Source organism: Paractinoplanes hotanensis (assembly GCF_023717965.1).
GTDB classification, from domain to species: Bacteria; Actinomycetota; Actinomycetes; order Mycobacteriales; family Micromonosporaceae; genus Actinoplanes; species Actinoplanes polyasparticus.
On sequence record NZ_JAMQOL010000048.1, the window covers coordinates 122,860 to 148,011 of the forward strand.

Consider the following 25,152-nt stretch of genomic DNA (forward strand, 5'->3'; position numbering starts at 1 on the left):
CATTTCTATGATGCTGGCACTGGTTGTGCTGTCGGGCTGCGCGACCGTTGCCGCGTCGCCCGCGCCGCCCGCCGCCGCGGCCGTGACGGTCACCAACTGCGGGCGCGAGGTGACGGTCCCCGCACCACCGGCGCGGGCGGTCACCATGGAGCAGAACGCCACCGAGATCCTGCTCAGCCTCGGCCTCGCCGACCGGATGGCGGGCACGAGCTACCAGACCGACCCCGTGCTGCCGGCCCTCGCGAGCGCCTACGCGGGTGTTCCGGTGCTGGCGAAGCTGTATCCGTCGCGTGAGAAGGTGCTCGAGACCCGGCCGGACTTCGTGTACTCCACCTTCACCTCGGCCTACGCGCCGGACGCGGCGGGGCCGCGCGCCGGGCTGGGCGAGCTCGGCATCCCGGCGTACCTGTCGAGATTCGCCTGCGAGAAGTCGCCCGCCGGCTTCACGTTCGACGGGCTCTTCCAGGAGATCGAGGAGGTGGCGTCGCTGTTCGGCGTGCGGGACCGCGGCGCTTCGCTCGTCGCCGCGCAGCGGGCCCGGCTGGCGGCGGCCACGAAACACGACGAGACCTCGGTGCTCTGGTACTACTCGGGCACGAGTACGCCGTACGTGGCCGGAAAGGGCGGCGTGCCGGCGGCGGTCAGCTCGCGACTGGGGTTGCGCAACGTCTACGGCGAAGCCGGCGTGACCTGGCCGGCCGGCAACTGGGAGCAGATCGCGACGCGCAACCCGGCCTGGATCGTGGTCGCCGACCTCACGCGGGGCGGGGACGGGGACAGCGCGCGGTCCAAGATGGATTTTCTGCGCTCGAACCCGGTGACCTCGAAGCTGGACGCGGTCAAGGCAGGGCGGTTCATCACCGTGCCCGGATCGTCGCTCGACCCGTCGGTGCGCAGCATCGACGCCCTGGAGGCCGTGAATGCGCGCCTCTGAGCTTCTGCGTTCGTGGGACAGGCAGCAGAGCGCGTACGTCGCCCACCGCGAGAACCGCTTCACGGCCATGCTCGACGTCCTGACGCTGGGCCCGTCACCGAGCCCGCACGTGCTCGACCTCGCCTGCGGGCCGGGCGCGCTCTCGCACCGGATCCTGGCGGCGCTGCCGGACGCCACCGTCACCGCCGTCGACTACGACCCGGTCCTGCTGCGTGTCGCCGCGGGCGCGCTTTCGGCGTACGGGGACCGCGTGCGCGTCGTCGAGGCCGACCTCGTCTCGCCGTCGTGGCCGTCGCTGGCCGGGCCCGGCCCGGTCGACGCCGTGGTCAGTTCCACCGCGCTGCACTGGCTCTCCCCCGCGCAGCTGCTCGCCGTCTATCAGGATGCGGCCACCCTGCTGCGGCCCGGCGGCGTGCTGATGAACGCGGACCACCTGCGTTTCGACGAACGGTCACCCACGTTGCTCGATCTGTCGAAACGGCACGACGAACGCACCCAGCGGGACGGCTTCGCGGCCGGCGCTCTCGACTACGCGGCCTGGCACGCCGAGGCGTACGAGGAACCGGAACTGGCCGCGCTGCGGGAGGAGCGGGAGAAGCGGTTCGCCGACCGCCCGCCGCAGCCGCACGCGCCGCTCGAGTTGCACCTGGCCGCGCTGCGCACCGCCGGCTTCGCCGAGACCGGCACCGTCTGGCAGTACCTCGACGACTACGTCGTGTTCGCCCGGCGATGAAAGCCGTCGTAGCGGCCGCGGTGCTCGTGCTGAGCATCGCGGCCGCGGTGACCATCGGCGTGGCCGACCTGTCGGCGGCCGACGTGCTGCGCACGGTGGCCGCGCACAGCGGACTGCCGGTCGCCCCGCTGCCACCGCTGGCCGACAGCATCGTGTGGGACCTGCGCATGCCCCGCGTGCTGCTGGCCGCGCTGGTCGGCGCCGGCCTGGCCGTCTGCGGCGCCGTGCTGCAGGCGCTGACCCGCAACCCGCTCGCCGACCCGTACCTGCTCGGCATCTCGGCCGGCGCCTCGACCGGCGCGGTCGGCGTGCTGGTGCTGGGCCTCGGCGCCGGGGCCGTGGCCCTCTCGACCGGCGCCTTCGCCGGCAGCGTGGCCGCCTTCGCGGTAGCGCTGCTGCTGGCCGGCCGACGATGGACGCAGCCGTCCCGCATCCTGCTGGCCGGCGTCGCCACCGCCCAGCTGTTCAGCGCCGTCACCAGCCTGACCATGGTGGCTGCGGCCAGCCCCGACAGCACGCGCAGCACGCTGTTCTGGTTGCTCGGCTCGCTCACCGCGGCGTCGTGGCAGTCGGTTGCCCTGTGCGGTGCGGCCGGCGGCGTGGTGCTGCTGGTCTGCTGGGCTTCGGCGCCCGCCCTGGACGCGTTCTCGTTCGGGGCCGATGTCGCCGAATCGCTCGGCTTCGCGCCGGGCCGGGTGCGGGCGCTGCTCTTCGCGGCGACCGCGCTGCTGGCGGCCGTGCTCGTCGCTGCCAGCGGCGCGATCGGCTTCGTCGGCCTGACCGTGCCGCACCTGGCCCGCCGCCTGACCGGCGCCCGCCACCGCACGCTGCTGCCGCTGACCGCCCTGGCCGGCGCGATTCTGCTCGTGTGGGCGGACACCCTGGCCCGCACGGCGTTCGCGCCCCAGGAGCTGCCCGTGGGCGTCGTCACCGCACTGCTGGGCGTGCCCGTGTTCGCGTTGATCTTTCGAGGCCGCGGCTTCCATCCCGAACCCCCTCCCTCCCGGGGCAGGGGGCGGACCGTACGTGATCCGGCTGGGAAGACCGCTGGTTATCCACAATCCCGGGCTGTCCACAGGCCCGTCAGCGAGAGCGAGCTCCTTCGGTGAGGATCGAGGCACGAGACATCGGGCGGCGCCTGCGGGACGCCACGCCCCTGCTGGCCGAGGTGACGCTCAGCGCCCCCACCGGCAGCACGGTCGGCCTGCTCGGCCCCAACGGCTCGGGCAAGTCGACTCTGCTGCGGCTGCTGGCCGGCCTCGACCGGCCCGACGACGGCCGCGTGCTGCTCGACGGCGCCGACCGCCGGGCCTTGCCGCGGCGGCAGGTGGCCCGCCATGTCGCGGTCGTCTCGCAGCACACGCCCGACGACGCGGACATGACCGTCGGCGACGTCGTGCTGCTGGGCCGCATCCCCCACCGCGCGCGGCTGGCGCCGGTCAGTGCCGACGATCTGCGCCGGTCCGCGGCCGCCCTCGACCGGGCCGGCCTCGGCGGTTGGGAGAACCGCTCGTGGACCTCGCTCTCCGGCGGCGAACGCCAACGCGTCGCCCTCGCCCGCGCGCTCGTGCAGGAGCCGGACGTGCTGCTGCTCGACGAGCCGACCAACCACCTCGACATCCGGCACCGGTTCGCGCTGCTGGAGGACCTCACGCGCCTGCCGGTCACCGCGGTCGCCGCCCTGCACGATCTCGACCTGGCCGCCCAGTACTGCGACGAGATCGTCCTGCTGGCGGCCGGCCGGGTCGTAGCCTGCGGGCCGCCGGCTGCTGTCCTGACGGCCGATCGCGTCGAGCGGGTCTTCGGCGTCACGGCCGAGGTCGGCCCGGACGTCACCGGCCGCCACCGGGTCGCCCTACGGGCCGCCTCCGGCTGACCGCCGCACCCAAGTGTCGGCCCGGGACAAATAGCCGGACCGAGAAAAGGCCGGAGCCGACGAAAACGGCCGGCACGGGCTGAGCCCGTGCCGGCCGTTCTGGTGGATCGGCGTCCCTATCTGTTCCCGCCGCCGGCGCCGCCGTTGCCGGCCGGCGGGAACCCGGTGTTCGGGTCGTTGATCGGCGGGGTTCCGGTGCCGGGGTTGTTGGGGTTGGTGCCCGGGTTGTTCGGGTTGGTGCCGGGCGGGCAGACCGTGCCGTTCAGGATGCAGCCGTTGTTCTCCGGCGGCGGGGGCAGCGGGTCGAGGCCGTTGCCCTTCTTGCTCGGGTCGCCAACCTTCACGTCCGGCGGGAAGTCGGTCTTCTCGGCGTCCAGGGCCTTGTTGGCCAGGTCCATGAAGATCTTCCAGGTGTCGCCAGGGGTCGAGCCGCCGGTCATGCCTTTCTTGGTGCCGGGCTTGTAGATCGGCAGCAGCTGCATCTGGGTCTTGACCTGCTTCTCGCGGCCGATCCAGACCGTCGCGGCCAGGTTCGGGGTGCCGCCGACCCACCAGGCGTCGCCGTTCTGGCCGCTCTTACCGTCCTTGTACTCCCAGGTGCCGGACTTGCCGATGGCGTCGTAGCCGTTGCGCAGGTTCTGGCCGTTCTTGCCGGGGATCTTCTGCAGCACGTGGTCGAGCGCGGCGACCACGTCCGGCTCGAAGGCCTTGACGCCTTGGAGCCGCTCGGTGTGGAACGTCTTGAACTTGCCCGTCTTCTCGTCGCGCTTCTGCACCGACTTCACGAAGTGGGCCTTGTTGTAGATGCCCTGGTTGGCCAGCGTGGCCACGCCGTTCGCGTGGTCGAGCGCGGTGATCGCGTACTGGCCGTAGCCGATCTCGTTGCCGTACTGCTTGAGCGCGTCGCCCTTGGCCTTGGCCAGGTCGACCCGAGCGCCGATCTTGGTTGGGCTGGAGATGAACTGGACGCCGGCCTTGCGGGCGGCCTCGGCCACCTTGTCCGGGCCGAGCGCCGCGGCCAGGTGGTAGAAGGGGAAGTTGTACGACTGGACGGTCGCCTCGTCGAGCGGGCACCGCCGCTTGTCACAGGTGAAGTTGGTGCGGCTGGAGTTGTTGATCGCGTCGCCGCCGACCTTCTTGGCCTCGGAGTCCCAGGTGGTGTCGAGGCCGTACCCGTCGCTGAGCGCGGCCAGCAGCGTGTAGATCTTGAAAGACGAGCCGGGCGGACGCCCACCGCCGATGAAGTCGCCGCTGTCGTTGTAGTTGGGACCCGCGTAGTCCCAACCGACGCCGTCGCCGTTCGGGCCGCCGTAGTAGGCGAGCACCCGCCCGGTCTTCGGGTCGACCGCGACCAGCGCCGTCTTGTACGTCGCGTCGAGCTTGCGCAGCGGCGACTTGTCGCTGGTGCGCTTGGCGGCGGTCTCGGCGGCCTTCTGCACGGCCGGGTTGATCGTGGTGGTGATCCGCAGACCACCCTTCTTCTGCTCGGCGTCGCTGATGCCGATCGCCCGCAGTTCCTGCTTCACGTACTTGACGATCTTGCCGGAGGCGCTGTCGGTGCCGCACGAGGTGCGGCAGGCGTCCGGGTTGAACTTCTGGACCTTGGGGTACGCGGTCGGAAGCTGCTTGATCCAGCCCTTCTCGAGCATGTTGTTGAGCGTGTACTTCCAGCGGATCTCGGCGTCCGCCCGGTTGTTGTCCGGGTCGTAGCCGCGGTGCGTCTTGGACGGCTCGGGCTGCTTGATCACCGAGGCGATGACGGCGGCCTCGGACGCGGTGATGGCGCCCTTCTGGCCGGGCTGGGTCAGCGACGAACGGCCGTTGCCGAAGTACGCCTTGACCGCTGCCTCGATGCCGTTGGCACCCCGGCCGAAGTACACCGAGTTGAGGTAGCGGCCGAGGATCTCTTCCTTGGAGTAGTGGTCCTCCATCTTGCGGGCGATCACGGCCTCGCGCAGCTTGCGGTTGTAGCTGATCTCTTTCAGCTCGGCCGCGTGCCGCGCGTACTGCTGGGTGATCGTCGACGCGCCCTGCTGGTCGCCGCCGGTGAAGTTGTTCCACGCGGCGCGGGCGATGCCCTTCATGTCGATGCCGTTGTGGTCGTAGAAGTTCTTGTCCTCGGCCGCCATGACGGCCTGCCCGATAAGCGGGTTGATGCCCTGGTAGGGCACCACCGAGCGGGTCGAGTTGCCGATGGTGGCCACGACCGTCTTGTTGTCGGCCGCGAAGATCTGGCTGACCTGGTCCTCGACCGGGGGCTCGGTGAACTGGACGTCGTCGAAGAAGTACGCGCCGCCGACCACGCCTGCGCCCAGCACGATCACGAGCACGGCCGCGGCCACGGTCAGCAGGTTGGTGCGGCGGCGCTTCTTGGCCGCCTTGACCTGGTCCTTGGCGGGCTTGGGGGGCACGCCGGGCGGGCCCGGCGGCGTGGGGCGAACGGCGGCCCGCGCGACGGCAGCCGAGGCGCCGACCCTGGCCGCTCCGACGGGCGCGGCACCGACAGGCGCGGCGCCGACGGAGGCGGAGCCCACGGACGCGGAGCCGACGGACGCGGAGCCCACGGGCGCGGCGCCGACGGAGGCGGAACCGACCGACGCGCGGCCGCCGACAGACGCCGAGCCCACCGAGGCCCGGCCACCGACCGCGGCGGAACCGACCGAAGCGCGCCCCCCCGCGGGAGCGGGCGGCACAGAGGCGGAGCCGGCGCCGGGCACGCGGGCCCGGGCGCTCGGAGACTGCGGATCGCCGTAGGGGTTCATCTATCCTCGTCGTCGCCGGAGTGGATCTCCTATTTACACGACTCGGCCAGGACCGGACAACGCGTCCTGACGGTGTCGTGCGCTTCTGAAGCCGAGTTCGGGAAGACATGATAAGGCCCCGCACCGTAAATGCGGGTGCTCACCTTCCGTGCACGGGCGAATCCGGGCCTCCGACCTGCACGAATACCGACCGAACGGCCCTACCGCCGAAGTGATCCACGACACCGTACGCATCGGGATCTCGCTGGCGAACAAGCGGCAACTTCCTAGGTGCGGCGCAGCACCGAGACGACCTTGCCGAGCACCGTGGCCCGGTCGCCGTCGATGTTCTCGTAGGCGCGGTTGCGCGGCTCGAGGACCACGTGGCCGCCCCGGCGGCGGTAGACCTTCACGGTCGCCTCGTCGTCGATCATGGCGGCCACGATGTCGCCGTTGTACGCCTCGTGCTGCTGCTTCACCACGACGATGTCGCCGTCGCAGATGGCGGCGTCGATCATCGAGTCACCGCGTACGCGCAGACCGAACAGACTGCCCCGGCCCACCAGCTCGCGGGGCAGGGCGAGCACCTCGTCGGAGTTCTGCTCGGCCAGAATCGGCGTGCCGGCCGCGATGTCACCGAGCAACGGCACCCCCACGGTCGCCGGCTGTGCGGGCTGCCGCTGCTCGGGCAGCAGGAACATCCGTACGTCAATGGGCCTGGTCGCCCGCCCGCGGCACAGGAAGCCGAGCTCTTCGAGGGCGCGCAGATGCCGCCCGACCGTCGAGGTGGAGGCCAGCCCGAGCGCGTCCGCGATCTCCCGCGACGACGGCGAGTAGCCGTGCCGCTGGGCCCAGGTCTGGATGACGGTGAGGATCTGGCGTTGCCGCTCGGTCAGCCTCGACGTGTCGTAGTAGTCCTCATCCGTCAGCACCCCAGGATCCTGCCAGCCTTCTCACGACCGGCCTGGTAGGCGCGCCGACAGCTTCGCCGTCGCCGCCGGCAGCTGCGTCAGATGTCGTCGACCACGCGCCCCAGATCCGCCGGCTTCGCGATGCGGGCCTGCGAGAACACCAGCTACTCAGCTGCTCAGCCGCGCAGGGTTTCGCCGTCCGGGACGGTGAGCGGGCCGGTCAGGTGGACGTCGCCCTCGATGGTGACGTCGGCGCCGAAGGTCACGTCGCCGTCGACGGTCAGGTGGGTGGCCTCGCGCAGGGACGGCGGGCCGGCCGGGAAGTGCTGGTCGAAGGCGGGCATCAGGCGGAAATGGGCCGGGTCCAGCGTCACCACCGGACCGGAGCCGTCGAAGCTGGGGCGCATGTGGCCGTCCGCGGTCAGCTCGTAGGCGTCGGAGCGGACGACCAGCAGGTCGTCGGTGGTCTTGACCGGTGCGAAGCGGGTTCGCGGCACCAGCACCGGGCGGGCGCCGTCGATGGAGCCGATCGCGGCGCCCATCGCGGTCTCCAGCTGGATCACCGGCGTACTGGACGGGTCTTTGGGGTCGACGGTTTTGCGGTTGACGATGAGCGGGAGCTCGGGATCGGCCGGGTCGGCCTCCTGCAGTCGCCGCAGGGCTCGCAGGTCGATCCACAGGTTGTTCGTGTTGTAGTACCGCCAGCGTTCGACGTCGCTGAACGAGTCGTCGCCGTCGGGCACCTGGGCGGTCTCGCGCAGCACGACCCGGCCCCGGTAGCGGGCCAGGTGACCGCCCTTGCGGTCGGCCGGCGTGCCGCGGACGACCTCCATCGCGAACGGGACCTGCTCGGCCGCCATCCACGCGGCCAGGCGGACGTCGAGGGTGGCGCCCAGGTTGTCGGCGTTCGACACGAAACACCAGCGCACGCCCGCGTCGAGCAGCTTGTCGAGCGTTCCCGAGGCGGTCAGCGCGGTGTAGAGATCGCCGTGGCCGGGCGGGCACCACTCCAGGGTGGGGTCGGCCGGCCACTCCACCGGGAACAGGGTGTCGGCGCGCAGTTTGGGTTCGCGGCCCTGCAGGAAGTCCTCCGCGCCGGTCCCCTCGAGCGCGGCCATCGACGGGCCCCGGGTGGTGGCCGAGTTCATCAGCAGCAGAGGCAGGCGTACGCCGTACCGCTTCCGGACGGCCAGCACCTGAGTGGCGATGATGCCGAGGAAGCTGCGGCCCGGCTTGACCTCGAGCAGCGACTTGGGCCCGCTCAGGCCCATGCTCGTACCCAGGCCGCCGTTGAGCTTGACCACGGCGAGCTGGTCGAGGACCTCGCGGGCCCGCTCCACCGACGGCTCGGGCAGATCGTCCAGCCCGGGCACGTCGGTGAGCGGTTCCAGCTCGTCGCCGGGGAGCAGCCCGGCCCGCGGCGCTTCCACCTGGTCGAGCCGGCGGCGCAATGCTGCCAGCTCGGCCGGGTGGGCGCCGTCCTTCTCCGCCTTCGACAGGGTCGCTCGGGCGTAAGCCTCCATACCCGAGACCCTATCGCCGGGGCCTTACGCCGCGGCGACCATTCCCGCGGACACGGGCTCCAGGGCCGAGCTGAGGATCTCCCGTACGTCGGAGACGATGTGCACGGTCAGGGCGGCCAGCACGTCGGCGGGCACCTCGTCGAGGTCGGGCTCGTTGCGTTTCGGCAGGAAGACCTCGGTGAGGCCGGCCCGCTGGGCCGCGAGCAGCTTCTGCTTCACACCGCCGATGGGCAGGACCCGCCCGGTCAGCGACACCTCGCCGGTCATGCCGACCTCGGCCCGCACGTTGCGGCCGAGCAGCAGCGAGACCAGCGCCGTGGTCATCGTGACGCCGGCCGACGGCCCGTCCTTGGGCACCGCGCCCGCGGGCACGTGCAGGTGGATCGGGTGGTCGAGCTGCTCGGGCGAGATGCCCAGCTCCTCCGCGTGGGCCCGGACGTAGGAGAGCGCGATCTGCGCCGACTCCTTCATCACGTCGCCGAGCTGGCCGGTGACCGACAGGCCGCCCTTGTCACCGGGCAGCAGCGACGCCTCGATGTAGAGCACATCCCCGCCCATCCCGGTCACAGCCAGACCGGTGGCCACACCGGGAACGGCCGTGCGCTCGGCCGACTCCGGCTCGAAGCGCGGCCTTCCGATGAGGTCCTTGAGGTCGGCCGCCCCGACGGTGACGGGCAGCTCGCCCAGCGCCGCCTTGCGGAACACCTTGGCCAGCAGGCGCTCGAACGACCGTACGCCCGCCTCCCGGGTGTAGTTCGCGGCGATCTCGCGCAGCGCGTCCTCGGTGACCGTCACCTCGCCCTCGGACAGGGCAGCGCGCGAAAGCTGCCGCGGCACCAGGAAGTCGCGGGCGATGGCGACCTTGTCGCTCTCGGTGTAGCCGTCGATCGCGATGAGCTCCATCCGGTCGAACAGCGCCTGCGGGATCGTCTCGAGCACGTTGGCGGTGGCGATGAACACCACGTCCGACAGGTCGAGATCGAGATCGAGGTAGTGGTCGCGGAACGTGTGGTTCTGCGCCGGATCGAGCACCTCGAGCAGCGCCGCCGCGGGGTCGCCGCGGTAGTCGCTGCCGACCTTGTCGACCTCGTCGAGCAGGACGACCGGGTTCATCGAGCCCGACTCGCGGATGGCCCGCACGATGCGGCCGGGCAGGGCCCCGACGTACGTACGGCGGTGGCCGCGGATCTCCGCCTCGTCGCGGACGCCACCGAGGGCGACCCGGACGAACTTGCGGCCCAGGGTGCGGGCGACCGACTCACCCAGCGAGGTCTTGCCGACTCCGGGCGGCCCGGCCAGCAGGATCACCGCGCCGGAACCGCGGCCGCCGACGACCGTCAGCCCGCGGGACTCGCGGCGGGCGCGCACGCCGAGGTACTCGACGATGCGGTCCTTGACCTCGTCGAGGCCGTGGTGGTCGGCGTCGAGCACGGCTCGGGCCGCCACCAGGTCGGTGTTGTCGGTGGTGCGGACGTTCCAGGGCAGGTCGAGGACCGTGTCGAGCCAGGTGCGGATCCAGCCGGCCTCGGGGTTCTGGTCGCCGGCCCGCTCCAGCTTGCCGACCTCGCGCAGCGCGGCCTCGCGGACGTCGCCGGGCAGGTCGGCCGCCTCGACCCGGGCGCGGTAGTCGTCGTTGCCGTCGGCCTCGCCCTCGCCGAGCTCCTTGCGGATGGCCTTGAGCTGCTCGCGGAGCAGGTACTCCCGGTTGCGCTGCTCGACCGACTCGCGGACATCGCTGTCGATCTTGTCGCTGACCTCGGACTCGGCCAGGAAGTCGCGGGTCCACTCGATCAGCAGCCGCAGCCGGGCCTCCACGTCGGGAGTCTCCAGCAGCTCGCGCTTGCGGTCGTTGGACAGGTACGGGGCCCAGCCGGCGGTGTCGGCCAGGTCGCCCGGGTCGTCGATGGCGCTGACCGAGTCGATGACCTGCCACGCCTCGCGGCGCTGCAACACCGAGACGACCAGCTGCTTGTACTCGGCGGCCAGCTCACGGGCGTGCTCGCTCGGCGCGACGGTCGCGACCGGCTCGGCCTCGACCCACAGGGCCGCGCCGGGGCCGGTCACCCCGCTGCCGATGCGTGCTCGGACGCCGGTGCGGAGAACGGCAGCGGGCGTGCCGCCGCGGGACTTGCCGACCTGCCGCAGGCTCGCCACGACGCCGTGGGACGCGTAGCGGTCCTCGAGCCGGGGCGCGATGAGCAGCTCGGAGCCGGCCGAGGTGCGGGCCGCGTCCACGGCGGCCTGGGCCGCCTCGTCGAGCTCGACCGGCACGACCATGCCCGGCAGCAGAACGATGTCGTCAAGGAACAACACGGGAAGTCGCTTGGTGGCCACCCGGCACCTCCGAAAAGTTGAGTATGAGCCGCTCAACCTCGAAGGCCGTCAACATCTTCCGCCGTTCACTGCCAGCGAACACCGTCCGCCAGCAGGCTCAGCACCACGGGCAGTGCGAGGTCCGCGCGGAGGCATATGGCACAAACAGGTGATTCCTGCCATTGGGTCTGGGTAGACGATCGAACGACAAAGATCACGACTCCTGGAGGTTCTCCCCGTGCGTCGCTCCGCAACTCTGACCACCAGCGCCGCTCTGACCGGCCTCGCGCTGGTCCTGTCGGCGTGCAGCACGCCCTCCCCGGCCCAGGCCCCGGCCGGCATCGCGTCGACGCCGTCGGCAACGGCGCCGGAGACCACGTCGCCCTCACCAACTCCGGACGACACCAGGGTCGACCCGGCCGCGGCCACCAAGCAGATCCTGGGCGGCAAGCGGCAGGCTCTCATCCACATCACCGAGGACGACAAGGACTGGAGCGCCTCCTACGAGGGGCCGATCACCATCGGCTCCGGCACCGACGACGGCGCCCGGTTCCGGCTCATTCCGGCCGGCAACGGCCAGTTCCTGATCGAGGCGCTTCGGGCCCGCGAGGAGGGCGGCCGCTGGTGCGTGAACGCCGACACCGGGGACGAGCCGGTCAGCCTGGGCACGGTCAAGTGCGCCGAGAACGAGAACACCCTCTTCCGGATCAGCGCGACCGGCAAGTCGGACGACAAGGGCCGCCCCACGCACTGGATCTCCAACGAGAAGTTCGGCACCGTGCAGGTGCGAAACGACGGCTCGGCGCTCTACATCCAGGAGGTCGGCGACGGCGGCAGCCGCGGCACTTTCAGCTTCGTCGACCGTGGCGCCCTCTGAGAACCGCGGCGCCCGCTAAGGCCCGTAGGCGAGCAGCCGCGTACGGCGGGAGTCGTCGTCGCGCAGGGGGCAGGTGTCGCAGCGGTTCTCGGCGGGCGAGCCGGGTTCGGACGTGCTGCGGTAGTAGAGGCAGCACGTGCCGCGCACCTGGTGCAGACGATCGCCGGCCGGGAACTGGCGGCTGCGCGGGAAGCGTACGGGGACGTGCCGGGCCAGCGCGTCCAGCAGGCGCTGCGCCCGCGACCAGGCGGCCTGCTGGTCGCGCCCGGCCAGTTCGGCCAGCCACAGGGCCGTCGCCGTGACGTCGTCGGCGGCCAGACCCCAGAGGTTGCGTAGCCCGAACGGGGCCCGGGTGCGCACCGCCTCGAAGAGCGGGGTCAGCGTGGCCGCGGCCCGCGACGCCCACCAGTCGTCGAGGGCGTTCTCGTCCGGCAGGGCGACGCTGTCGGGGTGGGCGGCCGCCGGGTCGCCGGTCAGCACCGCGATCACGCCCGTACGTACGCCGCGCGCGTCGAACTCGCCGTTGCCGGCGGGCAACGCGGTCAGGTTGGACAGCGCCGGGTCGGGGCAGCGCCGGTCGAGCAGCAGCGAACCGACGGTCGGGCCGACCACCGCGGCGGCCAGGGCAGAGCCGAGGGTGCTGCCGGCGACGTTGCGGCCGCCGTGCTCGGCGATGAGCAGTTCCAGCCAGTGGTCGAGGCGGCCGTCGGCCTCGGCGGTGGCCAGCGCGACCCAGCCGTCTCCCGGTCGTACGGAAAAACCCGCGTAATCGTCGAGCGCCGCCAGCCGGGCGGCGGTTTCAGCGGCCGGGGCGAACACCATGCGGTAAGGCTAACCTAACCTCCGGCGCCACCTGCCGCCCGGCGCCCGACCTGTCGGCCTACTGGATCCCCACCCTCTACGAGAACGACCGGGCCATCGAGCCCAAGGACGTGGTCGTCTACTACGGCTCGCGCCTGACCGACCCGTCGGTCACGGTGCCCTTCCCTCAGGGCTTCCGCATGATCGCCGGCGACGCCCGGTCGCAGACGCCGACGCCCGCCGGTTCGGTCAACGCGTTCTACTGCGCCGGGCCGGGCGGCGAGATCGGCCGCAGCGCCGACGGCAACTGGCCGGTCTGCGCGCCCACCGCGGTGCTGATGTTCCACCTGGTCTTCCAGGACTGCTGGGACGGCCGGAACCTCGACAGCCCCACCCACAAGGCGCACGTCGCGTACAGCTACGACGGCACCTGCCGCGGCGACTACCCGGTCGCCATCCCCAACCTGTCGTTCCTGATCGCCTACCCCACCAGCGGTAGCCCGAGCGGCTTCCGGCTGGCGTCCGGGATGGCCTCCTCGATGCACGGCGACGCGTTCATGGCCTGGGACAACAGGGCGCTGGGCGAGCGCGTGAAGAACTGCGTCGTCCAGAAGGCGAAGTGCAACACCAACGGCGACTTCTAAACCCGCCCCCGCGTACGCCGATCATGTCCGGGTCAGGACACTCGGCAGGGGGTACGCGGTGGGCAGATGGCGCCGGCCGGCGGCCTGGCAGGTCTATCTCGCCCTCTGCGCGGTGGCCTCCGGGGTCTACTACGCGTTCCCGTACGAATTGGTGCAGTCGGTCGTCGTCGGCGTGCTCGGCATGTCGGCGGCGGCTGCCATCGTCGTCGGTGTCAAGGTCAACAAGCCCGCCGTACGCTGGCCCTGGTACCTGCTGGCGGCCGCGCGCGCCTGCTTCGCGCTGGCCGAGGTCGTCTACTGGTTGCAGCACATCTCGGCCGGCGGCGACGTCTTCCCCGGGTACGCCGACTGGTTGTACCTGGCCTTCGCGGCCATGCTGGCGGTGGCCGTGGTCGGCCTCGTGCGGGCCCGCCGCCCCGGCCGGGACATGCCAGGCCTGATCGACGCCCTCGTCCTGTCCACCGGCGCCGCCCTGCTCACCTGGGTCTTCCTGCTGGTCCCGTACGTACGGGCCGAGGACCTGAGCCCCCTGGGCCGAGCCGTCTCCCTGGCCTACCCCATCTCCGACCTGCTCGTGCTGGCCGTCCTGTCCCGCCTCGTTACCGGCCGCGGCGACCGCCCGCCGGCCTACTGGCTGTTCGTCGGCAGCGTGCTCACCCTGCTGGTAGCCGACGTCGGCTACGCGCTGCTGGAGCTCAGCATCGGCTACACGGCCGGCAACATCATCGACCTGGGCTGGCTCGCCATGCAGGCCCTGGGCGGAGCCGCCGCCCTGCACCCGTCGGTGGCGACACTGTCGAGCCGTAGCGCCCCCGTGGCAGCCGGCGCCCCCGCTCCCCGGCGCCGGGTCCTGATGCTGGCCGCCGCCAGCCTGACCGCCCCAGCCGTGCTGGCCATCGAGTGGCTGCGCGGCATGCCGATCGACGTCCCCATCATCGTCGCCGGCAGCACCATCCTGTTCCTGCTGGTGATCGCCCGCATGGACGGCCTGCTCCGCCAGCTGGCGGGCGCCCTGCGAGCGGTGGAACGCCAGGCCAGCACCGACCAGCTGACCGGCCTGGCCAACCGGCGCCGCTTCCACGACCGCTGGGCGGCCACCCTCACCGGCTCCACCGGCCCCACCGCCCTGCTCTACCTCGACCTGGACGGCTTCAAGCCGGTCAACGACACGTACGGCCATGAGGCCGGTGACGCGGTCCTGGTCGAGGTGGCCACGCGCATCAACGCCGCCGTCCGCCGGGGCGACGTGGTTGCCCGCCTGGGCGGCGACGAGTTCGCCGTCATCCTCCCCGAAACCGACGACGCCCTGGCCGGCACGGTAGCCGAACGAATCCTGACGTCCCTCGCCGAGCCGTTCGACGCCCTCTCCCACCCGGTCCACGTGGGCGCCAGCATCGGCGTCATCACCACCGCCCCCCACGCGAACCCCGACACCGAACTACGCCGGGCCGACCAGGCCATGTACACAGCCAAGAACAGCGGCCGCAACCGCGTGCACCACAGCTTCCCGATCGCTTCCGTCGGAACGCGGTGAGTGGGTAACCGCTGCCGGAGTCTGGCCGGCACGGACGGTCGCCGGGCGTCAAACGGTGTGTCAAACAGGGGCGCTGTCCTATGAGGGCTGCGCCGGCTCGCCGGTCTCCTGTACGCCGAGGCCGACGACCCGCTGCGGGCCCTGCGGTGGGGGCTGGCCGAGATCCGCCGCGGCCTGGGGTGGAGGTCGACGGGGATCCGGTGCGGCTGCGCCTTCCGCCGGGCGCCGTGGTCGATGTCGATGTGCTCCGTCACGGATCGTGGGTGGCCGCCGTCGCGTTGCCGGGGCTGGGTTCCGACCTGCTGGACGGCATCGCGGTGCGGGGTGCGCCCGCGTTCGAAGCGTGGCTGCTCTCGGAGCGGCGGCGGATCGCGGCGGCGTCCGAGGCGATACTGCACGAGGCCGCGCTCGGGCGGCTGGCCGCGGGTGATCTCACGGCGGCTCGTGGCCTGGCCGTGCGGGCCCGGCGCGGCGAGGTCCACCTGACCTCGGGCGATCCCGGTGCCGCGGCCCGCATCCTGCAGCAGGACTTCGCCCGGGCCTGCCAGATCGGTGACCCCTGCTGGGAGGGGATGGCCGCCCGGTCGCTCGCGCTCGTCGCCGAGGCGGCGGGGAACACCGGGCGGGCCTTCGACCTGCTCGCCGACGCCCGCCGGCGCTCGAACCGGCTGGCCGACTCGTACGTCTGGCTCGACGCGCACATCCTCGGCGCCCAGTGCGAACTCGGCCGCCGCCAGGGCCACCCCGACCTGGACCTCTGGATCGACGCCCGGCGCCGCCTGGCGTCACGCACCGGAATCGTCATCGGGACTTCTGGAGCAATCGCAGCTCGGTGATCACTTCGTGGGCCGCGTGGAGGATCGGGGCCCGCGGATGGCGGCCCTCATCCTGGCCGACGCGTGTGACGTAAGCAACTGTTTACTTATGGGGCGGGCGAACCATAATAAGTCAGCAGGCGTTTACTTCTAGCTGTTGGGAACACCCATGACGCAAACCGTGGAAGAGACCGGGGCCGGGCCGGCCACGAGTAAGAGCTCGTTACTGGTGCTCTATCTGGCGCTGGGCGGGCTGGCCTTCGCGGTGCTCCAGTCGCTGGTGTCGCCGGCGCTGTCGACGATCGGGCGCGAGCTCCAGGTGTCCACGAGCGACGTCAGCTGGGTCGTCACGGCGTACCTGCTGTCGGCCTCGGTCCTGACCCCGATCCTCGGCCGGCTCGGCGACATGCGGGGCAAGCGCAAGGTCCTGATCGGCGTGCTGGCCATCCTGGCCGTCGGCACCGTGGTCGCCGCGCTGGCGCCGAACCTCACCGTCCTGATCATCGGGCGCGTGCTGCAGGGTGCGGCGGGCGCGATTCTGCCCCTGTCGATCGGCATGGTCCGCGACGAGCTGCCCCGCGAGCGGGTCGCCACCACGGTCGGCCTGATCTCGGCGATCTTCGGTGTCGGCGCCGGTATCGGCATCGTGGCGGCCGGGCCGATCGTCGAGCACCTGTCGTGGCATTGGCTGTTCTGGCTGCCGCTGGTTCTGGTCGTGGTGGCGCTGCTCGGGGCGATCTTCGGCATGAAGGAGTCGGCCGTCCGCACGCCGGGCAAGCTGGACGTGCTGGGCGCCGGCATCCTCTCCGTCTCGCTGGTGGCCCTGCTGCTGGCGATCAGCAAGGGCCAGGCCTGGGGCTGGGACGACGGCAAGACCGTCGGGCTGCTCGCGCTGGGCGTCGTCGGGCTGGCCGGGTTCGTCCTCGTCGAGCTGCGGGTCAAGGAGCCGCTGATCGACATGCGGCTCATGAAGATCCGCGGCGTCTGGGCCACCGACCTGGTCGCGCTCATCCTCGGCTTCGCCATGTTCGGCACGTTCCTGCTGGTGCCCACGCTGCTCCAACTGCCGGCGATCACCGGCTACGGCTTCGGCAAGTCCGTCTCCCAGGCCGGCCTGTTCCTGCTGCCGACCGTCGTCATGATGGTGGTGTTCGGTCCGCTCGCCGGCATCCTCAACCGCAGGTACGGGCCGAAGCTGCCGATGTTCCTGGGCGCGGTCTTCGTGGTCGCCGCGTTCGCCCTGCCCGCGATCGCGCACGGCCAGATCTGGCAGGTTCTCGCCTCCGGCATCCTGACCGGCGCCGGCATCGGCTTCGCCTTCGCGGCGATGTCGAACGCCATCATCGAGAGCGTCCCGGCCGCCCAGACCGGCGAGGCCACAAGCGTCAACACCATTGCCCGTACGATCGGCAGCAGCATCGGCACGGCCGTGGTGGCCGCCGTGATCACCTCCAACACCACGCCGCAGGGCCTGCCCACCGACGCCGCGTTCACCAACGGCTTCTGGGTCTGCGCCGCCGTGGCCGCCCTCGCGGTCGTCGCCGCGCTGGCCCTCCCCCGGGCCCAGAAGCGGCACGAGGAAGCCGTCGAGGCCGGCGTGGACGACCTCCCGCCCGAGCCCGACGAGATCCACCTGCTGCACCGCACGAACGCCTGAGCCGGTACTTCACCTCGAAGGAGGCCTGTTCCGGGCGTGCCTGACCTTTGCCGCCTCCGACGTGCGGGCGGAGGCCACCGCCACCGGGCCCGGCAAGATCGCGGCGCGGCTCGCTCATCGGCTGGGCGGCTCGCTGGACGACCGGCGGCACCTCGACGCGCTCCTGCTGCTGATCAGGTCGTCCGGCGACGAACGGATCGACGAGCTGCGCCGGGATGTGCTGCGCTCGCTGAGCGAGAAGCTGGCTCCGGACGGAACCGACGACGCGTTGCTGCGGGCTCAGATCGTGCTGGCCACGGCGGTGGGCATCAGCCTGCTGAAGGCCGCGCTCGGCCTCGAACCGATCGCTTCGGCCGGCGAGGACGATCTGCGCGAGCCGCTCGAGGACGCGACCCGCGCCCTCATAGGCTGACCCGGCCGGTGCGGTAGGCGAAGACCACGGCCTGCACGGGGCTTCCCTGGCCCCCCGCGGACTGAAGCGGGTGCGGCGGCATGGTTCGATACACGGCGACATGCGTGTGCCGATCATTGCCGCCGTTACCCTCGTCGCTCTGGCCGGCGCGGTTCTTCCGCTGCGGGAGACCGAGGCCCTTCCGCTGCCGGCGGCTGTTCCGCTGCGGGCGGTCGAGAAACCGGGCAGCCTGTTCCTCCGGCACGGCACGGGGGCTCCCGTCATGGTTGTCGCGCACCGCGGCTATTGGCGGGGCGCGCCGGAGAACTCGCTCGGGGCGGTCACGCAGGCCGTCTCGCACGGGGCGCAGGTGGTCGAGGTCGACATCCGGCGGACCCGGGACGGCGAGCTGGTGCTCATGCACGACGACAGCGTCGACCGCACCACCGACGGCCGGGGGCGGGTGGCCGATCTGACGCTGGCCGAGGTGCGGGCGCTGCGGCTGCGGGAAGGGCTGGGCGGCAGGTACGCGCCGGTCACCGCGGTGGGCGTGCCGACGTTGCGGGAGGCCCTGCTGGCCCTGCGCGACAGCGGGGCCCTGGTCAACCTGGACCGCGGATGGGCGTACCGGGACCAGATCTACGACCTGCTCGTCGAGCTCGGCCAGGTGGAGCAGGGCATCTTCAAGAGCGGCGCGCCGATCGACGAGGTCACCGCGTTCCTCGACCGGGACCCGCGGATCCTCTACAACCACGTGGTCGGCGACGCCAACGCGGTGGACATCGGCGCCTTCCCGCCGGGACGGCCTCCGCAGGCGTACGAGCTGGTCTTCGACCGCCTGACCGACGCCCAGATCCAGCCGGCGGCGGTGGCGCGGGCGAAAGCCACGAGCCGGGTCTGGGTGAGCACCATGTGGTACGGGATGGCGGCCGGCTACACCGACGAGGCCTCACTGCGGGATCCCGCGCTCGGCTGGGCCACGCTGATCGAGCGGCACGGCGCCGACATCATCCAGACCGACGACCCGGACGATCTGAGCGCCTGGCTGAGCGCCCGTGACCTCGGCCACCCGTGGCCGCCACAACCCGCCGGCACGGTGCGGGTGCAGGCCGAGGACTACTCCCCCGCCGGCAAGGGCCTGGGCTACTACGACCTGGACGACATCAACCGTGGCGGCGCCGCCCGCCCGTTCGAGGGCGTGGACGTCGGCGACACCGCGGGCGCGATCGTGGTGGGCTGGATCCGGGCCGGCGAGTGGATCCGCTACGACGTCGCCATTCCCCGCAGCGGCAACTACCGCGTCTCGGCGCGGGTGGCCTCCCCGTACCGCCCGGCCGGCCGCTTCACCCTCACCTTCGACGGCGCCCGCACCACCCCGCCGGTCGAGGTCATGACGACGACCTCCCACTACGCCTTCGCGTCCCAGGTCGTGATCCCGTCCTGGCACCTGACCGAGGGCGCCCACACCGTCGTCCTGCGAGCCGACGCCGACCGATACCAGAACTTCAACCTCGACCACCTGGAGTTCACGCCGCTCGACTGAGCCCGGCCCGCTCGGCGCGGGAGGGCACATAATCGATGCATGGTCCGGCTCCGGGTGGCACTTGTCGTGCTGGTGGTGCTGGCCCTGATCCTGACCGCGATCTGGTTCCTGCAACGACGGTTGATCTACTTTCCCGACCGGGCGACGCCGCCCCTGGTCGCCGGGGCCGAGCCGGTCACCCTGCACACGAGCGACGGGCTGCGGCTCGGCTCCTGGCTGTTCCGGCCACCTTCCGGTACGCCCGATCAGGGCACAGCCGTGCTGGTGGCGCCCGGAAACGCGGGCAACCGGCTGGGCCGGGCGCCCCTCGCCGCTGCCCTGGCGGCCGAGGGCTTCACCGTGCTGCTGCTCGACTACCGCGGCTACGGCGGCAACCCCGGGCGGCCGAGCGAGGAGGGGCTGGCCCGCGATGCCGATGCCGCCCGCGCCTTCCTGGCCGAGCGGGCCGGGACCAGGCTGGTCTATCTCGGGGAGAGCCTGGGCGCGGCGGTCGTGACCGGGCTGGCGACCCGGCACCCGCCGGAGATGCTGGTGCTGCGGTCACCGTTCGCCGATCTGGGGTCGGCGGCCCGGGAGCACTACCCGTTCCTGCCGGTCCGGCTGTTGTTGCGGGACGAATTTCCGGTTGCCCGGCCGATCCGCACGATCACCGTGCCGACGCTGGTCGTCTACGGCACGGCCGACTCGGTCGTTCCGCCCGAGCAGAGCATCACCGTGGCCGACGACGCCGCCGGGCCGGTCCGGGTCGTCGCCGTCGAGGGCGGCGGCCACAACGACGACTACCGCGAACCCCTCGTGGAAGGCCTGCTCAGGCGAAGCTGGTCGTAGCCAGGGCGGCCGCCACCAGCAGACCCAGGCCGTTGGTGGCCCAGTGCAGGGCGGCGGCGGCCAGCAGGCTTCCGCTGCGGCGGCGCAACTCGCACAGCAGCACGCCGGCGAGGGCGGTGAAGGCGACCGCGCCCAGCACGGCCAGGATGCGGCCGGTCGCCCCCGAACCGAAGACGGAACCGACGGCGGCGTTGGCGTTGTTGAGGCGCAGCGACGGCAGGATGTGCCACAGGCCGAACAGGACCGACGACGTGATGCTGGCCCACACGGCGCCGCGGTGGCGGCTGACCAGGCCGAGCAGTACCCCGCGGAAGGCGATCTCCTCCAGCAGCACGGTGCCCAGCGGCACGATGATGAACGCGGTGAGCAGGGCGGCGCCGGGGTGCAGGTGGTAGCGGACGTCGTTGAACGCGGGACGCGTCAGGGGCAGGGCCACCCCGATCGCGTAGACGACCGCGACGGCCAGGATGGCACCCACGGCGTACTTGAGCCCGGGCACGAACGTACGGCGGGAAAGCCCGAGATCGTGCCAGCTCAGACCGGACCGGCGGGCCAGGAGCACGAGCAGCACGGCAACCAGCGGACCGGCAACCAGACCGGTGTGGTGCGGGCCGTACATGTCGGCGACGTTCACCGCGGCGAGGATCAGGACAACGGCGCCGAGCAGGAGGAACAGCCTGCGGCGGGACTGGGGTTTGACGGCAACTGGAGGCATGACCGCGCGAAGCGTACCCGCGCCGGCGGGCCTCACACCCCGGCGGCGAACTCCTGGAGACCGACGACACGTAGCAGGTCGAACCGCTCGCGGGTGTCGTCGTCGGCCGGGGTGAGCACCAGCAGGAACTGCCCCAGATCGGGCGTGACCAGGGTTTCGCAATGCATCAGGAGCGGCCCGACCCGCGAGTTGACGAAGGTCTTCCGGTCGAAGCGCCGGACCCCGACCTCGTGTTCCGCCCAGAGCCGGCGGAAGGTCTCACTCTCGGCGTTGAGCCGCGCGACCAGGCGGGCGATCGTCGGATCGCCGTGCCGGCGCCCGGCCACCGCGCGGAGGTCGGCCACGATCACCCGGGAGTGGCGCTCCTCGTCCTCCGACGGGTGAACGGCGCGGGCCACCGGGTCGGTGAACCACCGGTAGGCGTGATAGCGGCGGTCGCCCTCGATGCCGACCTGGTCGCCGGAAAGCAGCACGGCTCCACGGTTCTGGGCGAGCGTCTCCCCGAGATCGGACAGCACGAGAGCGGGAGTGTCACCGAGCAGGTCGAGCATGCGCAGCAGGCCGGCCCGGGCCAGCCGGGCCGTGCCGTCGGCCGGTGGCGGCTGGTGGCCGGCCAGGTGGAACAGGTGGTCGCGCTCGTCGTCGGACAGCCGCAGGGCCCGCGCCAGCGCGCCGAGCAGTTGCGTGGAGGGTTGGCTGCTGCGGCCCTGTTCCAGGCGTACGACGTAATCCACCGACATGCCGGCCAGCATCGCGACCTCTTCGCGCCGCAGACCCGCCGTGCGGCGCCGGCGCCCGTCGGCCAGACCCACCTCGGCCGGGCGGATCGCCTCGCGGCGGCGGCGCAGGAAGTCGGCCAGCTCATCCCGTTGCATGCCCTCCATGCTGCCCCGGCGGGGGCCGGCGCAACCAGGGACTGCCGCTCCCACGATGAACTCTCCGCTCCCGCCCGGCCCGATACGGGCGCATGGTCGACACAGACCAACGAAGGAGCACACGATGCAGTCAGTCACTCTGGGCAAGACCGGCCCGACCGTGGGCAAGCTCGGGCTCGGCGCCATGGGCATGTCCCACGGTGTCTACGGCCCCACCGACCGGGCCGAGAGCCTCGCCACCGTGCACGCCGCGCTCGACGCCGGCGTCACGCTGATCGACACCGGCGACTTCTACGGCATGGGCCACAACGAGCTGCTGCTGTCCGAGGCGCTGCGCGGGCGCCCCCGCGACAGCTACCAGCTGAGCGTCAAGTTCGGCGGACTGCGCGGCCCCGACATGTCCTGGAACGGGCAGGACGGCCGGCCCGAGGCGGTCAAGAACTTCCTGGCCTACACGCTGACCCGGCTCGGCACCGACCACATCGACATCTACCGCCCCGCCCGCCTCGACCCGGCCGTGCCGATCGAGGAGACGGTGGGCGCGATCAAAGAGATGATCGACGCCGGCTACGTGCGCCACGTGGGCCTGTCCGAGGTCGGCGCCGAGACCATCCGCCGCGCGAACGCGGTGCACCCGATCGCCGACCTGCAGATCGAATACTCGCTGATCTCGCGCGCCATCGAGGCCGAGGTCCTGCCCACGCTGCGCGAGCTGGGAATCGGCCTGACCGCGTACGGCGTGCTCAGCCGCGGCCTGATCTCGGGCCACTGGAACGCCGACCGCGGCGGCGAGCCGGGCGACTTCCGCGGCGTCACCCCGCGCTTCTCAGGCGACAACCTCGACCACAACCTGACCCTGGTCGAGGCCCTGCGCCGCGTCGCCGCGGCCAAGGGCTGCACGGTGGCCCAACTGGCGATCGCCTGGGTGGCCGACCAGGGCACCGACATCGTCCCCCTGGTCGGCGCCCGCACCCGCGAGCGACTTGCCGAGGCCCTGCCCGCCCTCGAGGTCACCCTGACCGACGACGACCTGACCGAGATCGAAAAGGCCGTCCCGCCCGGCGCCGCCAAGGGCGACCGCTACCCCACCGCGATGATGTCCCACCTCGGCGCGGGCAACTGAACTACTTGGTCGGGGCGACGATGGGCCTGGACGTCCTCGAGGTGGTAGCGCAGCGGCGGGCAGTTCGACCGTGCCGGGGAAGAAGCGCAGCAGGTCGGCCAGTTCGCCGCTGTCGTGCCGCTGGCTCAGCAAGCCCCTCACCACCGCCGTGGCCGCAGGCATAGCCACGCTCATCATCGGCCTCAACGCCTTCCTGCCTGCTCTACGACACCTTCCTGGGGTAAGCGCCGCTCTGCTCCCCGTTAGCAACCGGAAGGCGGTCAACCGGGAACCGCCGCGTCCGATCCTCGCTCCAGCGGGACTGTCCCGTCGTGTTCCGAGGACGGACGAGGAGGCCGACGTGTCGTTGTCCCGTGTCCGTCCCGCCCGCGCGCTGACCGTGCTGTTCGGGCTGCTGCTGGCCGCGCTGGCCGGCTATGCCGTCGTGGGCAACTGGCAGCAGGCCTCGCTGGTGCGCAGCGTCGCCGCCGCCGGCAGCGACACCGACGCGTATCAGGCGGCGGCCTTCGATCTGACCACTGAGATGGCGATGCTGCAGGCCACCATGCTGGAGGCCGGCGGCGAGGAAAGCGACGACCTGCTCGCGGCGAACCAGCGGGCCGACGACGCGATGGCCCGCATGGCCATGGTCGACGAGGAGCACCACGGCGATGCCGCCGACCTGGCCGCCCGGCACCGCAACCTGCGGATGGTCGTGATCGGCTTCCTGGCCCAGGTCGAACGGGGCGACGAGGCGGCGGCCGAGGTGACCCTCGAGGAGGTGCTCGAGCCCGAGTACACGGCGATGATGAATGAGCTGCTGGCCGAGCAGAGCCACCACCTCGCCGACTACGACCTCCTGCAGACCCAGGCGCTGCGCGACTCGCGCCACTCGGTGATCGCCGTCCTGGTCGTTGTCCTGGCCGGCCTGGTCGTGCTGGGTGGCCTCGGGCTGTCCCGCCGCGCCTACCGCCGGCAGGTTACGGCGATGGCCGGCGCCGACCCGCTGACCGGGCTGCGCAACCGGGCCGCCTTCGTCGACCACGTCGCCGAGGCGCTGCCCGGTGAGCCCACCGTGCTGGTCATCAACGTCGACGGCTTCCGCGACGTCAACGAGCAGCTCGGGCACCGCGTCGGCGACCTGTTGCTGGTCGAGACCGGTAGGCGGCTGGCCTCGCTGGTCCGCGGCGGCGACGTGGTCGCCCGGCTCGGCGGCGACGAGTTCGCCGTGCTGCTGCGCGACCGGGAGCCGGGCGTCGGCGAGACGATCGCTGTCCGGCTGACCGAGGCGTTCGACCGTTCGTTCGTCCTCGACGAGATCACCATCGACCTCGAGGTGAGCATCGGCGCCGCCACCGCGGCCGCCGGCGAGGACGTCATCACCGTGCTGCGGCACGCCGACGCCGCCATGCACGAGGCCAAGCAGAACCGGACCGGTTTCCACCGCTTCCAGGGCGAGGGCCGGCAGGACGCCGCGGCCCGGCTGTCGCTGCTGGGCGACCTGCGCCGGGCCGTGGAGGACCCGGAGCAGCTGACCCTGCACTACCAGCCGAAGGTGGCGGTCGACACCGGCGCCCTGGTCGGCGTCGAGGCCCTGGCCCGCTGGCACCACCCGGCGCGCGGCTCGGTCTCGCCGGCCGAGTTCATCCCCGTCCTCGAGGTCACCAACCTCATGCACCGTTTCACCGAGCGGGTGCTGACGATGGCGCTGGGCCAGGCCCGTGCCTGGCTCGACGCCGGCCACCGGGTCCCGATCGCGGTCAACGTGTCGGCCCGCAGCCTGCTCGACCCGCAGTTCCCGGTCCGGGTGGCCGCCCTGCTGGCCGAGAGCGGCGTGCCCGGCGACCTGCTGTCGATCGAGGTCACCGAGTACGCCCTGATGAGCGACCCCGACACGGCGATCCGCGCGCTGCACCGGCTGCGCGAGGCGGGCGTGACGGCGTCCATCGACGACTACGGCACCGGCTACTCGTCGATGACCTACCTGAAAGTCCTGCCGATCGCCGAACTGAAGATCGACCGTTCCTTCGTCCTGGACATCGCGGAGAACAACAGCAGCCGGGCCCTGGTCGCCTCGACCGTTGAACTGGGTCACCGCTTGGGCCTGACCGTCGTGGCCGAGGGTGTCGAGGACGAGGCGGCCGTCGAGGCGCTGCGCGAGATCGGCTGCGACACCGCCCAGGGCTATCACTTCGACCGGCCGCTGCCGGCCGGGGAACTGACGGCCCGTTTGCAGGAGACCGCCTCACCGTCTTTGTTGCCGCACTGACGTGTTGACGTATTGACGTGTTGATTCAACACGTCAATACGTCAACATGATGGATCTGGCGCCATGGCCT

At 71.8% G+C, this 25,152-nt stretch carries 20 protein-coding genes and 1 pseudogene; 14 read left to right on the plus strand and 7 right to left on the minus strand.

Annotated elements, in window-relative coordinates:
- The first annotated feature begins 10 nt into the window (after nt 1-10).
- The 4 genes from LXN57_RS33285 to LXN57_RS33300 are packed head-to-tail and all read left to right on the plus strand — an operon-like array spanning nt 11 to nt 3,543.
- The gene (locus tag LXN57_RS33285; RefSeq protein WP_251802183.1) at nt 11-934 is read left to right on the plus strand and encodes an ABC transporter substrate-binding protein; all 924 of its coding nucleotides are present in this window, start codon (nt 11-13) and stop codon (nt 932-934) included.
- Complete coding sequence (locus LXN57_RS33290; protein WP_251802184.1) at nt 921-1,667, plus strand: class I SAM-dependent methyltransferase; 747 nt, start codon at nt 921-923, stop codon at nt 1,665-1,667. Before LXN57_RS33285 ends, LXN57_RS33290 begins: the two co-directional genes overlap by 14 nt.
- Nucleotides 1,664-2,776, plus strand: coding sequence for a FecCD family ABC transporter permease (locus tag LXN57_RS33295; RefSeq protein WP_251802185.1), 1,113 nt, complete (start codon nt 1,664-1,666; stop codon nt 2,774-2,776). The genes LXN57_RS33290 and LXN57_RS33295 overlap by 4 nt, the downstream gene beginning before the upstream one ends.
- Nucleotides 2,773-3,543 (plus strand): ABC transporter ATP-binding protein, encoded by a 771-nt coding sequence (locus LXN57_RS33300; protein ID WP_251802186.1) that lies wholly within the window; start codon nt 2,773-2,775, stop codon nt 3,541-3,543. Before LXN57_RS33295 ends, LXN57_RS33300 begins: the two co-directional genes overlap by 4 nt.
- 116 nt (nt 3,544-3,659) lie before the next feature.
- Here the strand turns inward: LXN57_RS33300 and LXN57_RS33305 are convergent, their stop codons facing one another.
- The 4 genes from LXN57_RS33305 to lon all read right to left on the minus strand — a co-directional run bounded on the left by LXN57_RS33305 (nt 3,660) and on the right by lon (nt 10,995).
- Nucleotides 3,660-6,077, minus strand: coding sequence for a transglycosylase domain-containing protein (locus tag LXN57_RS33305; protein WP_251802187.1), 2,418 nt, complete (start codon nt 6,075-6,077; stop codon nt 3,660-3,662).
- Nucleotides 6,078-6,571: 494 nt separating this feature from the next.
- Nucleotides 6,572-7,216, minus strand: coding sequence for a transcriptional repressor LexA (lexA, locus tag LXN57_RS33310; RefSeq protein WP_251802188.1), 645 nt, complete (start codon nt 7,214-7,216; stop codon nt 6,572-6,574).
- A 155-nt stretch (nt 7,217-7,371) separates the two neighbouring features.
- Nucleotides 7,372-8,718 carry a UTP--glucose-1-phosphate uridylyltransferase gene (locus LXN57_RS33315; RefSeq protein WP_251802189.1) on the minus strand — a complete coding sequence of 449 codons (1,347 nt, stop codon included), beginning with the start codon at nt 8,716-8,718 and terminating at the stop codon, nt 7,372-7,374.
- A gap of 24 nt (nt 8,719-8,742) precedes the next feature.
- Nucleotides 8,743-10,995 carry an endopeptidase La gene (gene lon, locus LXN57_RS33320; RefSeq protein WP_438872940.1) on the minus strand — a complete coding sequence of 751 codons (2,253 nt, stop codon included), beginning with the start codon at nt 10,993-10,995 and terminating at the stop codon, nt 8,743-8,745.
- Nucleotides 10,996-11,269: 274 nt separating this feature from the next.
- On the opposite strand from lon, the gene LXN57_RS33325 reads away from it, so the two are divergent.
- Nucleotides 11,270-11,908, plus strand: a complete 639-nt coding sequence (locus tag LXN57_RS33325) for a hypothetical protein (protein ID WP_251802191.1) — start codon at nt 11,270-11,272, stop codon at nt 11,906-11,908.
- Nucleotides 11,909-11,923: 15 nt separating this feature from the next.
- Here LXN57_RS33325 and LXN57_RS33330 read toward each other — a convergent pair whose 3' ends face one another.
- Nucleotides 11,924-12,730, minus strand: coding sequence for a (2Fe-2S)-binding protein (locus tag LXN57_RS33330; RefSeq protein ID WP_251802192.1), 807 nt, complete (start codon nt 12,728-12,730; stop codon nt 11,924-11,926).
- A 32-nt stretch (nt 12,731-12,762) separates the two neighbouring features.
- Here LXN57_RS33330 and LXN57_RS33335 point away from each other — a divergent pair.
- The 7 genes and pseudogenes from LXN57_RS33335 to LXN57_RS33365 form a co-directional block, all read left to right on the plus strand.
- Nucleotides 12,763-13,353, plus strand: a pseudogene (locus LXN57_RS33335) (DUF1996 domain-containing protein); the annotation flags it as partial.
- A gap of 58 nt (nt 13,354-13,411) precedes the next feature.
- Nucleotides 13,412-14,887 carry a GGDEF domain-containing protein gene (locus LXN57_RS48040; protein ID WP_285904699.1) on the plus strand — a complete coding sequence of 492 codons (1,476 nt, stop codon included), beginning with the start codon at nt 13,412-13,414 and terminating at the stop codon, nt 14,885-14,887.
- A gap of 200 nt (nt 14,888-15,087) precedes the next feature.
- Complete coding sequence (locus tag LXN57_RS33345; RefSeq protein ID WP_251802193.1) at nt 15,088-15,723, plus strand: hypothetical protein; 636 nt, start codon at nt 15,088-15,090, stop codon at nt 15,721-15,723.
- A gap of 148 nt (nt 15,724-15,871) precedes the next feature.
- On the plus strand, nt 15,872-17,359 hold the full coding sequence (locus LXN57_RS33350) for an MFS transporter (RefSeq protein ID WP_251802194.1): 1,488 nt from the start codon (nt 15,872-15,874) through the stop codon (nt 17,357-17,359).
- A gap of 61 nt (nt 17,360-17,420) precedes the next feature.
- Complete coding sequence (locus tag LXN57_RS33355; protein WP_251802195.1) at nt 17,421-17,771, plus strand: TetR/AcrR family transcriptional regulator; 351 nt, start codon at nt 17,421-17,423, stop codon at nt 17,769-17,771.
- A gap of 100 nt (nt 17,772-17,871) precedes the next feature.
- Nucleotides 17,872-19,293, plus strand: a complete 1,422-nt coding sequence (locus LXN57_RS33360) for a glycerophosphodiester phosphodiesterase family protein (RefSeq protein ID WP_251802196.1) — start codon at nt 17,872-17,874, stop codon at nt 19,291-19,293.
- 39 nt (nt 19,294-19,332) lie between these two features.
- A complete protein-coding gene (locus tag LXN57_RS33365; protein WP_251802197.1) occupies nt 19,333-20,121 on the plus strand; it encodes an alpha/beta hydrolase in 789 nt (262 codons plus the stop codon).
- Here LXN57_RS33365 and LXN57_RS33370 read toward each other — a convergent pair.
- Nucleotides 20,102-20,836 (minus strand): CPBP family intramembrane glutamic endopeptidase, encoded by a 735-nt coding sequence (locus LXN57_RS33370; RefSeq protein ID WP_251802198.1) that lies wholly within the window; start codon nt 20,834-20,836, stop codon nt 20,102-20,104. The two genes, LXN57_RS33365 and LXN57_RS33370, sit on opposite strands and share 20 nt — an antisense overlap.
- Nucleotides 20,837-20,868: 32 nt before the next feature.
- A complete protein-coding gene (locus LXN57_RS33375) occupies nt 20,869-21,711 on the minus strand; it encodes a helix-turn-helix transcriptional regulator (protein WP_251802199.1) in 843 nt (280 codons plus the stop codon).
- A gap of 124 nt (nt 21,712-21,835) precedes the next feature.
- Here LXN57_RS33375 and LXN57_RS33380 point away from each other — a divergent pair, with 124 nt between their 5' ends.
- Together LXN57_RS33380 and LXN57_RS33385 are read left to right on the plus strand one after the other, a co-directional pair.
- Nucleotides 21,836-22,834: an aldo/keto reductase gene (locus tag LXN57_RS33380; protein WP_251802200.1), complete on the plus strand. Its 999-nt coding sequence runs from the start codon at nt 21,836-21,838 to the stop codon at nt 22,832-22,834.
- A gap of 340 nt (nt 22,835-23,174) precedes the next feature.
- The gene (locus tag LXN57_RS33385; protein WP_251802201.1) at nt 23,175-25,082 is read left to right on the plus strand and encodes a putative bifunctional diguanylate cyclase/phosphodiesterase; all 1,908 of its coding nucleotides are present in this window, start codon (nt 23,175-23,177) and stop codon (nt 25,080-25,082) included.
- Nucleotides 25,083-25,152: the final 70 nt, after the last annotated feature.